The 11,496-nt window shown below is 56.4% G+C and carries 11 protein-coding genes; 2 read left to right on the top strand and 9 right to left on the bottom strand.

Annotation, left to right across the window (positions count from 1 at the left end; genetic code table 11):
• Nucleotides 1-2 precede the first annotated feature (2 nt).
• From ACFIO0_RS05330 to ACFIO0_RS05310, 5 genes are all read right to left on the bottom strand, one after another.
• Nucleotides 3-1,277 (bottom strand): DUF3422 family protein, encoded by a 1,275-nt coding sequence (locus ACFIO0_RS05330; RefSeq protein WP_390914286.1) that lies wholly within the window; start codon nt 1,275-1,277, stop codon nt 3-5.
• A gap of 125 nt (nt 1,278-1,402) precedes the next feature.
• On the bottom strand, nt 1,403-2,269 hold the full coding sequence (locus ACFIO0_RS05325; protein WP_390914284.1) for a hypothetical protein: 867 nt from the start codon (nt 2,267-2,269) through the stop codon (nt 1,403-1,405).
• Nucleotides 2,270-2,421: 152 nt separating this feature from the next.
• Nucleotides 2,422-3,855, bottom strand: coding sequence for an NAD(P)(+) transhydrogenase (Re/Si-specific) subunit beta (locus ACFIO0_RS05320; RefSeq protein WP_390914282.1), 1,434 nt, complete (start codon nt 3,853-3,855; stop codon nt 2,422-2,424).
• Nucleotides 3,856-3,871: 16 nt separating this feature from the next.
• Nucleotides 3,872-5,443, bottom strand: coding sequence for a Re/Si-specific NAD(P)(+) transhydrogenase subunit alpha (locus ACFIO0_RS05315; RefSeq protein WP_390914280.1), 1,572 nt, complete (start codon nt 5,441-5,443; stop codon nt 3,872-3,874).
• A 150-nt stretch (nt 5,444-5,593) separates the two neighbouring features.
• On the bottom strand, nt 5,594-6,061 hold the full coding sequence (locus ACFIO0_RS05310; RefSeq protein ID WP_390914278.1) for a methyltransferase: 468 nt from the start codon (nt 6,059-6,061) through the stop codon (nt 5,594-5,596).
• A 131-nt stretch (nt 6,062-6,192) separates the two neighbouring features.
• Between ACFIO0_RS05310 and ACFIO0_RS05305 the strand changes: the two genes are divergently transcribed.
• Together ACFIO0_RS05305 and ACFIO0_RS05300 are read left to right on the top strand one after the other, a co-directional pair.
• Entirely contained in the window at nt 6,193-6,957 is a 765-nt protein-coding gene (locus tag ACFIO0_RS05305) for an SDR family NAD(P)-dependent oxidoreductase (protein WP_390914276.1), read from the top strand.
• 121 nt (nt 6,958-7,078) lie between these two features.
• Entirely contained in the window at nt 7,079-7,621 is a 543-nt protein-coding gene (locus ACFIO0_RS05300; protein WP_390914274.1) for an REP-associated tyrosine transposase, read from the top strand.
• Nucleotides 7,622-7,660: 39 nt separating this feature from the next.
• On the opposite strand, the gene ACFIO0_RS05295 is transcribed toward ACFIO0_RS05300, so the two are convergent.
• The 4 genes from ACFIO0_RS05295 to ACFIO0_RS05280 all read right to left on the bottom strand — a co-directional run bounded on the left by ACFIO0_RS05295 (nt 7,661) and on the right by ACFIO0_RS05280 (nt 11,425).
• Nucleotides 7,661-8,440 (bottom strand): gamma-glutamyl-gamma-aminobutyrate hydrolase family protein, encoded by a 780-nt coding sequence (locus tag ACFIO0_RS05295; RefSeq protein ID WP_390914272.1) that lies wholly within the window; start codon nt 8,438-8,440, stop codon nt 7,661-7,663.
• A gap of 108 nt (nt 8,441-8,548) precedes the next feature.
• Nucleotides 8,549-8,971 (bottom strand): heme-binding protein, encoded by a 423-nt coding sequence (locus ACFIO0_RS05290; RefSeq protein WP_390914270.1) that lies wholly within the window; start codon nt 8,969-8,971, stop codon nt 8,549-8,551.
• A 46-nt stretch (nt 8,972-9,017) separates the two neighbouring features.
• Entirely contained in the window at nt 9,018-11,162 is a 2,145-nt protein-coding gene (locus ACFIO0_RS05285) for a malate synthase G (protein ID WP_390914269.1), read from the bottom strand.
• A gap of 131 nt (nt 11,163-11,293) precedes the next feature.
• Nucleotides 11,294-11,425, bottom strand: coding sequence for a DUF2256 domain-containing protein (locus tag ACFIO0_RS05280; protein ID WP_390915284.1), 132 nt, complete (start codon nt 11,423-11,425; stop codon nt 11,294-11,296).
• Nucleotides 11,426-11,496: the final 71 nt, after the last annotated feature.

Genomic DNA, 11,496 nt, shown 5'->3' with positions numbered 1-11,496 from the left:
CGCTAGCGCCGCTGAATGCGGCGCAGCACCACCCACACCAATGCAATCACCGGCACGGTCACAAACGCGGTGATCGTGCCTTTGCTTAGCCCCGTGACCTCGGTCAGCGGATAAAGCGCGTATGACACCAGCGACACCGCGTAGTAACTGACCGCAACCACCGACAGCCCCTCGACTGTGCGTTGCAATTTAAGCTGCTGATCCGCGCGCCCATCCAGACTTTCGAGCAGCGCTTGGTTCTGGGCCGTGCGGTCCACGTCGACACGCGTACGCAGCAGGTTCGAGGCGCGGATTGATCGCTGGCTCATGGCATCCAGACGCCGCTGCGCGGATTGCACCGTACGCATCGCCGGCTCGTAGCGGCGCATCATAAATTCACCAAAGCTTTGACGGCCCATGAACCGCTCTTCGCGCAGCGCCTCGATCCGTTGGCCCACAATCGCCTCGTAGGCTCCTGTCGCACCAAAGCGGAACGAGCCTTGGGCGGACAATGATTCCAGTTCGCTCGAGATGCTCAGCAACGCGTGCAACGTTTCCTCTGGCACCGCGGTCTCATGGCTCATCGTGCCCATCAGATCAGTCAGTTGACGGTCTAACGCATTCAGTTTTGGGCCCAGCGTTTGCGCGTGACCAAAGCCCAGCATCGACATCGCCTTGTAGGTTTCGACCTCGCACAGACGTTGCACGATGCGCCCGACGCGGCGCGCGCCAGTGTGGGAGGCCGCAAACACGGCAAAGCGGATGTGACCGTTGCTATCAATGCGGAAATCGCCCGCCGATACCGCGGCACCATCCAACATCGAACTGACCGCGAGGCTCTCTGGTACAAACCAGTCGCGCAGGTTGGTGGTGATCTGATCCTGGTCGCTCTCGTTTTCGATGCGCAGCAAAACAGAGGTGACGCGTTGACCGGGGGATGCCGCGAGCCAATCGCTTGGGAAAACCTCGAATTCAGCGGCGTCAAAAGCGTGTTTGCGCACGCCTTCGGAAAACACCGTGTAGGTCACAAATTCGGTGTGCTGTTCCCATTTCAACCAATGTTTGCCGATCTGCCCGTAGTAGTGCGTGGCCCCCGGTTGCGGGTGCGCGACGCCGTGGCGGTCCAGCAGATTGGTCAGATGGGCAAGGTCCAGACTGCGATCACGGGTGGCAGATGGCCCCGACTGTTTGATCGCGATATAGGCGGCTGTGCAGGGGCTGGCCATGGCCGGAAACGGGCGCGCATGCAGTTCATTGGCCAGTTTGTAACGTTGCGGATGATCATCAATGGGCGGCATGCTCAGGCTCCAACTTGCTCTGAAAAGAGCAACACATTTGGGTCAAGACATATCGCCACCCTCCAAAAAGTCAAACAATTTGTTATATTTCAATACGTTACCGGAATACGATTGTATACCGCGATTCAAGAAATTGATAAACGACGCGCCATACGCGCGATGTAATCCGGCGCGTACGGGATCGTTCCATTGGCAATCACGCGTTTGACCAAGTCGTTGTGACCACGCTTTTGCGCCCTTTTTAAAACGCGCAACGCATGCAGCGGTTCACGCCGTCGGTCCCGTAACAATGTACGGTACTTGGCTTGGGTAAGATCATCTTGAACAGCGGCAAGAACGATAGGTTCAAATTGGCCTATCGCCTTCAATCCGGTTGGAACTTTGTGACCCAAGTAGGGTGCCGGATAGTGTTCTATGTGCCCTTTCTTGTAGCGCGCCGCATGGGCGGCATCACCGGTGAAATGCGGGTCATAGAACAGCTTTACGTTGCTGGCTTTTTCGACGGTATGCGCGCTGTCGACCCATGGCCCCGTCCAATCCCCCAGCTTGCGACCGTTGTGAAAGCGGGTCTCGAACGGCACCAAATCACGGCGCAGGGTAGATTGCGGTGAAAACGCCACAACCCGCGCACCGGGACTGACAACGCTAAAGGCGCATGCCGCATATCCGCCCATCGACGCGCCTAGAAACACGACCTCGTCAAAGCTTTCGAAGAATCCTTCTTTGCGCATCGCGCGGTAGGTTGCGAACATGCTTTTGTGTCGGAACCAGTCGTTCTGTTTGGTCATGTTGCCCAAGTGTGACCAGCCCAGTTTTTCCGCCAGTCCAAAGGCCCAAGGCAAACGTCCTTGTTTGATGGTCAGCGATCCCACATGATCAAACGTCACCAACAGCGTGTCCGAGCGCGGGTAAAAGCAGACGCAATGCGCCGGCAAGTTCTTGATGAACCCAGGGCGCGAGGCATGCTGGGACGCAGTGATTATGGACTTCATCAACGACATGAGGTGTTTTGTTTCAAACCTGAGGAATGGGTGCAAGCAAGGGTGGCCGACTCCCGCTTATCAGCGTTTCATATCGAAAAGGCGGGGAAAAACCCCGCCTCTTGTCGCATTATGTAAGGTGCACGTGTCGTGCACCCGCAGTGTTAGTCTATCATTGGCAACAGCTTGTCCAAAGACGCTTTTGCATCGCCATAGAACATGCGCGTGTTTTCCTTGAAAAACAGCGGGTTCTCGATACCGGAATAGCCAGTGCCCTGCCCGCGTTTGGACACGAACACTTGCTTGGCTTTCCAGCATTCCAGAACCGGCATACCTGCAATTGGTGAATTCGGATCGTCCTGTGCCGCAGGGTTCACGATGTCGTTTGAACCGATCACAATGGCAACATCCGTTGTCGGAAAGTCGTCATTGATCTCGTCCATTTCCATCACGATGTCATAGGGCACCTTGGCCTCGGCCAGCAGCACGTTCATGTGACCGGGCAAGCGCCCCGCAACGGGGTGAATGGCGAACCGCACGTTTTTACCTTGGGCACGCAATTTGCGCACCAGATCAGCCACACCGGATTGCGCCTGCGCAACAGCCATCCCGTACCCCGGAATGATCACGACGCTATCCGCCTCGTTCAATGCCGCAGCAACCCCTTCGGCCTCGATTGCGATCTGCTCGCCTTCGACCGCCATTTGTTCACCCGCTGGGCCACCAAAGCCGCCCAAGATCACCGACACAAATGACCGGTTCATTGCCTTACACATGATGTAGGACAGGATCGCACCACTGGAACCAACCAGCGCACCAACAACGATCAGCAGGTCGTTCCCGAGGGAAAAACCAATCGCCGCCGCGGCCCAGCCCGAATAGCTGTTCAGCATAGACACAACCACCGGCATGTCCGCCCCGCCAATGCCCATGATCAGATGATAGCCAATAAACAAGGCCGCCAAAGTCATGATAAACAGCGGGAAAAACGCGCCAGAGTTAAAGTACCAGATAAGGCAGATCAGCGACAAAATGCCGGCACCAGCGTTCAGCATGTGACCACCGGGCAGCTTTTTGGCGGCACTGTCCACACGACCTGCCAGCTTGCCATAGGCAATGACCGACCCCGTGAATGTGATCGCCCCGATAAAGATACCAAGGAACACTTCGACCCGCAAAATGGCGATCTCGACGCCATCCTTTTTCGCCAACAGGGCGGCAAAACCCTCTAGTCCTTTGCGCGCTGTATCGTCCATCAGCATCACGCGACCCATTTCAAGGTGCGCGTTAAATCCAACGAATACAGCCGCCAAACCAACAAGGCTGTGCATCGCTGCAACCAGCTCTGGCATTTGCGTCATTTGTACTTTGGTCGCGAGTTGATAACCGATGGCACCACCACCCGCGATCATCAGCAATGACAGCAACCACAGGCCGGAACCCGGGCCAATCAGCGTGGCGACAATCGCCAGCCCCATACCCGCAATCCCATACCAAACGGCACGTTTTGCGCTTTCTTGTCCAGACAATCCGCCAAGCGACAGGATGAAAAGAATGGCTGCGACCACATAGGCCGCTGTTGTAAATCCGTAGTCCATAAGTTCGTCCCCGCCCTTAAGATTTCTGGAACATGGCGAGCATGCGCCGTGTCACGAGGAAGCCGCCAAAAATGTTGATACCGGTCATAAACACGGCCAACGCAGACAGCAAAATAACGAGGAACGACCCCGACCCGATTTGCATAACAGCACCTAGAATGATGATGGATGAAATCGCGTTTGTGACGGCCATCAGTGGTGTGTGCAACGAATGCGCCACGCCCCAGATGACCTGGAAACCCACAAAAACCGCCAAAACAAACACGATAAAGTGCTGCATAAAGCTGGCCGGTGCGACCAATCCAACTGCCAACAAGACAAACGCGCCAACAGCCAACAGCGTGACTTGATTGCGCGTCTGTGCCTTGAACGCAGCCGTTTCGGCGGCACGTTTTTCCTCGGCTGTCAGCTCTTTTGGAGCTTCTTTCTTCTGCGCCGCAATCGCTTGAATTTTCGGCGGTGGCGGCGGGAAGGTCACGGCCTTCGCATGCGTCACAGTCGCGCCACGGATCACGTCGTCTTCCATGTTGTGATCGATCACGCCGTCTTTTTCAGGGGTCAGATCAGTCATCATGTGACGGATGTTTGTCGAATAAAGCGTCGAGGCTTGTGCTGCCATCCGGCTCGGGAAATCGGTGTAGCCAATGATGGTCACGCCGTTGTCCGTGACGATTTTTTCGTCCATCACGGTCAGCTTGCAGTTGCCGCCCTTTTCCGCCGCCAAATCGACGATCACAGATCCGGGTTTCATCGCCGCAACCATGTCTTCGGTCCAAAGTTCCGGGGCCTCGCGGTTCGGGATCAGCGCCGTGGTGATGACGATGTCGATCTCTGGCGACAGTTCACGGAACTTGGCCAATTGCGCCTCGCGGAATTCCGGGCTGGACACGGCGGCGTAGCCACCTGTTGCGGCACCATCGGCCTGCTCTTCTTCAAAATCGAGGTAGACAAACTCAGCGCCCATCGATTCAATCTGCTCGGCCACTTCGGGACGCACATCAAACGCGTAGGTGATCGCACCCAACGACGTCGACGTGCCAACAGCTGCCAAACCGGCAACGCCAGCGCCCACAACCAGAACCTTGGCTGGTGGGACCTTGCCCGCCGCCGTGATCTGACCGGTAAAGAAACGGCCAAAGTTGTTGCCCGCCTCGATCACCGCACGGTAGCCTGCGATGTTTGCCATCGACGACAGTGCGTCCATTTTCTGAGCGCGCGAAATGCGTGGAACCATGTCCATGGCAACGACAGTCGAGCCCTTTTTGGCCGCCTGTGCCATCAGCTTTTCGCTGGCCGCAGGGTTGATGAATGAAATCAGCGTCTGACCATCGCGCAGGCGTTTGACTTCGGTTTCATCAGGGGCGCGCACCTTGGCGACCACGTCTGCGGCTTTCCACAATGCGGCGGCGGTTTTCACAACCTCAACGCCCGCGTTTTTGTAATCCGCGTCGGCAAAACCGGCAGCGGCACCCGCACCCGTTTCGATCAAACAGTTATGACCCAGCTTTTGCAGTTGCGTGGCACTGTCTGGCGTCATCGCGACGCGACGTTCACCTTCAAATAACTCTTTTGGTGTCCCGATCTTCACTCGAAGGCTCCCCCACTTAATTCATTCGATTTACGACAAAACAGTTCCGATTAACGGCAGTTTTGATCATGTTGCCCGATTTTTTGTAATGTGCTGCAGTGCAGAAGACAAGGACTGCCGCCGCGACCCTTTGGTAATTTTTGCAAAAATTCAGAGCCACCGACGCACTTTTCGTGCGTAGCCAGGAAAATCATCTCCAAAATGGTTTTGCAGGCGGATTTCTTCGGCCTCAATGAAATGCCGCGCGATCCACCACATGAACACTGGCACCAGGATCACACAAAGCACCGCATCCCAACGCAGCACCAACCCTGACAAGATAAACGCATCCGCCAGATAGATCGGATTTCGCGAGCGGGCAAAGATGCCTGATTGCACAAGGGATGCGGGTGCGATTGCACAAGTATCAGCATGCGGCATGATCGTTGTGCGATGTCGCCACAGCTCAAACGCGGCGAGACCAATCAAGATCAATCCAAGGCCAATCAGCCCACCACCTAACAAGCTGGCAAAGGGTTGCGGCCATGCCAACCCCAAAGAAAGATACTGCCCTTGCACCCATGCGGCAGCCACAAACACGCCCAACCAAACCGGCGGAACATCCATTAGGTTTTTCATCGTTCCCGCCTGTCTTGATCCAAAATACTCAATCAAAATTTAGCATCATGCCGCTTCGTCACAAATGCCATTCGCACTTGCATCGCGGTCCCAAACCTTCAGTGTGAAACGTGAAAAAAGGAGGATTGAGCATGATACAAAACACATCACTCGCAGGCAAACACGCTTTGATTACCGGCGGCGGCACGGGCATTGGCCTCGCCATGGCACAAACACTGGTCGCACAAGGGGCGCAAGTGACAATCACCGGTCGTCGCCAAGACGTACTGGACAGCGTCGCAACGGACGGCATGTTTGGCGTTGCAATGGACGTGCGCGAAGAAACCCAAGTGGTCGACACTATCGCAGCGGCCGTTGAGGCGCGCGGGCCGATCCAGATTTGCATCGCCAACGCAGGGGTTGCGACCGGCAAAGCAGTTCACAAAACCGACATGGCGTTCTGGCGCGACATGATGGCGACCAATCTGGATGGCGCGTTTTTGACGATCCGCGAAAGCCTTGGTTCGATGCGCCAAACCGACTGGGGACGCGTCATTGCGGTGTCCTCGATCGCGGGCATTCGCGGTGTGCCGGGGGCTGCGTGCTATTCGGCGTCGAAACACGGAATGATCGGACTGATCCGCAGCCTGAGCGAAGACTACATGGGCACCGGCATGACGTTCAACTCTATCTGCCCCGGCTATGTGGATACCGAAATTGTGACGCGCAACACTCAAAGCATCGCAAACCGCGCCGGCATCAGCGAAGAAAAAGCGCTAGGGATCATGGTAAACACCAATCGCCATCGCCGCTTGGTTGAATGTGACGAAGTGGCCGCTGCCATGACGTGGCTGGTCGGTCCAGGATCGCAAAGCATCAACGGGCAAAACATCGAAATCGCCGGCGGACAAATGTAAATGAACGGCGGGGTGTGCGACACGCACACCTTACCTCTATTTCGCCCGGCAAGCTGGGGGTCCCTCACTTGCTATGCGTACATTAATCTCCGCTTAACTACGACTCAGCTAACGTTGCTGCATGTCAAATTACATCCGCTCAAAGCGCCCCGGTGCCACGCTGTTTTTCACAGTCCGTCTTGCCGACCGGAACAGTAATCTTCTGGTGCAGAACATCGCAAAGCTGCGCAGTTCCATGCGCCTGACCCGCACGCGTTATCCCTTTGAGATCACCGAAGTGGTCGTCCTGCCATCCGTTATCCACACAATCTGGACCCTGCCGCCGGATGACGCCGATTTTTCTACGCGGTGGCGGATGTTAAAATCTCACTTTTCGCGCGGTCTGCCTGCGCCTGAAAACCGGGATCCGGTAACGGCACGTCGCGGCGACAAAGGCATTTGGCAGCGCCGTTTTTGGGAACATCACTTGCGGGACCAAGAAGACATAGATGCGCATCGGCACATGATCTTTTCCGCACCAGTCCAAGCGGGCTTGGTCCCACGGCCTCAAGATTGGTCCTACAGTTCGATCCATCGTGCAACCCGACAAGGGACATACAACGTCCAAACACCCATTGGTGCCGCCTATCGACCGTATACGCCGCTGAAAGCCCGATCCGCGTAACGGATTTCGTCCGTAAGGTGTGCGTGTCGCACACCCGTGTTATGCAGTCTTAAGTGCCGGACGCATTTCGCCAAACCGGTCCCACGCACCCGCCGCTTCGCCAAACGCCTCGAACAGCGGGCGTGACACGACATCATCGGCTGCATTCCACTCAGGATGCCACTGAACAGACATCGTAAATCCAGGGGCACCCTCAACATAGATCGCCTCAGGCGTGCCGTCCGGTGCAACTCCATCCACGACAATGCGCGCACCCGCTTGCTTGATCCCCTGCCCGTGCAGCGTATTGGTCATAACCTCGCGTGCACCCATCAATTGATGGAATACACCACCGTCCGTGAACGTGACCGCATGACGCAGAGCGAACTTCTCTTCAATCGTACCGTCAGGTGGCATCCGGTGGTTTGTACGCCCCGGCAAATCGCGGATTTCCGGATAGAGCGAGCCGCCCATCGCCACATTCACCTCTTGAAACCCACGACAAATGCCCAAAATCGGCAGACCATGTTCGACGCAAGCACGGATCAGCGGCAGCGCCAACCGGTCGCGTTTTCGATCAAAATCACCGTGTGCCGCAGTTTCGACTTCGCCGTATTCCTCCGGATGAACATTCGGTCGCCCGCCGGTAAAAACAAACCCAGCGCAACGCGCCATCAAGTCTTGGATATGCACATGATCGGGATCTGCCGGCACCATCAAAGGCAATCCACCGGTCACTTCGGCGACAGCTGCGATGTTGATCACACCCGCGCCCTGCACCTCATATTGATCACTGATCATATGCGAATTCGAAATAATTCCAATGATTGGTCGGGCCATGACATCCTCGTTACTGACTGCTCGACCTACCTATAAATAAAGGGGCGCGCCATGAACAGCCCGCCCCCCGCGCAGTTGTATGTGCGCAAATCCGCAATAGAGTTTGGCTTAGCCCTCGCCGACCAAACCTGCTGCCTCAAGTCCCGCCATCGCCGCGATCAGATCGTTGTCAGAGCTGTCGCCCGTCACACCAACCGCCCCGATCACTTCGCCTTTGCGTCCACGGATCAAAACGCCGCCCGGCACCGGGATCACCTGACCACCAAATACACCGTTCACAGAGTCCATGAAATACGCCTGCGCTTCGGCGCGTGCCATTTGCGCGGTGCCCGCCATGCCCAACATGACCGAGCCATAGGCCTTGCCGTGTGCGATCGCGAAACGCCCCGGTGCTGCGCCATCTTCGCGCTCGAACGCTTGCACGTGACCGCCCGCATCCAGCACGACAACGGACAGTGGCTTTAGGTCCAACTCGCGGCCCTTTTCCAAAGTTTTGCGAATAAGGACGCGGGCTTTTCTAAGATTGATCATGTGATTTCTCCTCGTAAGGTGGATTTCAATCCACCATTTCTATGGGTTATTTTGCTGCTGCTTTGAATTCCAAACGGCGGGCATGCAAAACAGGTTCTGTGTAGCCAGACGGTTGCGTACGCCCCTTAAGAACCAGATCGCAGGCCGCCTGAAACGCAATCCCGTCAAAACCCGGTGCCATCGGCGTGTACGACGCATCGCCCGCGTTTTGGCCATCGACGACTTCTGCCATCTTGCGCATGGCCGCCATGACTTGCTGGGCGTCCACAACGCCGTGGTTCAACCAGTTGGCCACGTGCTGCGCTGAAATCCGGCAAGTTGCACGATCTTCCATCAGGCCGACATTGTTCATGTCTGGCACTTTGGAACAGCCGACGCCTTGGTCGATCCAGCGCACGACATAGCCCAGAATCCCTTGAGCGTTATTTTCCACTTCGCGGATTTTCTGCGCGTCGGTCCATTTTTGGTAGGTCGCCAGCGGGATTTCCAGAACCGTTTCAACATGCGCACGGCGTCCGCCTGCTTTCAGCTTGGCCTGAACTGCAAACACATCAACCTTGTGATAGTGCAGTGCGTGCAGCGTCGCGGCAGTCGGGCTTGGCACCCAAGCGCAGTTCGCCCCTGATTTCGGATGACCAATCTTTTGCTCAAGCATTGCTGCCATCAGATCGGGCATCGCCCACATGCCTTTGCCGATTTGCGCCTTACCGGACAGGCCGCAATCCAGGCCGATATCGACGTTTTGATCTTCATAAGCCGCGATCCAGCTTTTGCCTTTGATAAAGTCTTTGCGCGAAAACGGCCCAGCCTCCATCGAGGTGTGGATTTCATCGCCCGTGCGATCCAGGAAACCGGTGTTGATAAATGCCACCCGACTCTTTGCCGCGCGAATACATTCCTTCAGGTTCACCGTGGTGCGGCGCTCCTCGTCCATGATCCCGATTTTGACGGTGTTCTGCGGCAGGCCCAAAATCTGTTCGACGGCCGTGAATGTTCCGTCAGCAAAGGCGACCTCTTCGGGCCCGTGCATCTTTGGCTTCACAACATAAACTGATCCTTTGACCGAATTGCCGCCCTCGCGCTGCAAATCGTGCATCGCGATCAGCGTGGTCACCATGGCATCCATCAGACCTTCGAACACTTCGTTGCCGTCACGGTCCAAAATCGCAGGGTTGGTCATCAGATGCCCGACATTGCGCACCAACATCAGCGCGCGCCCTTTGACAGACATTTCGCCGCCATCAGGCGTGGTAAAGTCACGATCACCGGCCATTTTGCGGGTCATCTGTGTACCATTCTTCTCAAACGTCTCTTCCAGATCACCGCGCATCAGGCCTAGCCAGTTTGTGTAGGCAACAACTTTGTCTTCGGCGTCGACACAGGCGACGGAATCTTCGCAATCCATGATCGCGGATACAGCGCTTTCCATGACCACATCAGCGAGGCCCGCTTGGTCGCGGCTGCCGATGGAGTGTGTGCGATCAAACACCAGTTCGACATGCAAGCCGTTGTTGCGCAGCAAAATCGAAGATGGCGCTTTGGGGTGGCCTTTGTAGCCGACGAATTTCTCGGGGTGATCCAGCGGACAATCATCCACCATCAACGCACCTTTGCGCACACTATACCGACGCGCATCCGCGTGGCTGGTGCCATCAATCGGGAACGCTTCGTCGAGGAACACCCGTGCGCGCGCGACAACCCGTGCGCCGCGCCCTTGGTTGTAAGGCCCTTTTGGCGGCGTGCTGCCCATCGCGTCCGTGCCGTAAAACCCGTCATACAGGCTGCCCCAGCGGGCGTTGGCGGCATTCAGCGCAAAGCGCGCGTTGGTGATCGGCACGACCAATTGCGGGCCGGCAACCGATGCGATCTCTGGATCGACGTTGGCCGTTTCGATTTCAAATGTGTCGCCCTCAGGGACCAGATAGCCGATGTCTTGCAAGAACGCCTTGTAGGCCGCCGCATCATGGTTCGCACCGCGATGTTCAAAGTGCCAGGCATCAACTTGCGCTTGGATTTGCTCGCGTTTTTCCAACAACGCGCGGTTTTGCGGGCCACGTTCGTGCACCAATTGTGAAAAGCCCGTCCAAAAGGCATCGGCGTCAACACCTGTCCCCGGCAAAGCCGCGGTTTCGATGAACGTGGCAAGCTCTGGCGCAACGCGCAGCTCTGATTTGGCAACAAAATCGGTCATGAAGGCCCCTTTGGTCTTTGGATTCGCAGCTTGATAACAGTGTCCTGCGGTATGCTGTAGGTAAAAAGTTTCCGATAGTAAACATGATTGGTCAAATTTTCTTACCAATTCGAATAAATCCGAAACCGGCGTTACTTTTCCCGCCTGCACCTCTCGGAACAATATCGCACCTCGTCCCAAACATTGGCCCAGGCTTTGCGCCATACAAACGGGCGACCACAGGTGGCACAAACCTTGCTCGGAAAGTCCGATTTCTTGCGCATCTTTGGCATGCCTTTTCCCCCTTTACGCCCAAAGGCAGTCCTGTCGCCCACCGCCAGCCTGAGACCGCTTG

Source organism: Pseudosulfitobacter sp. SM2401 (assembly GCF_042932805.1).
In the GTDB taxonomy this organism is placed as follows: Bacteria; Pseudomonadota; Alphaproteobacteria; order Rhodobacterales; family Rhodobacteraceae; genus Ascidiaceihabitans.
The sequence above is the reverse complement of the archived record's forward strand: the minus strand, read 5'-3'. Positions and strand labels throughout refer to the sequence as shown.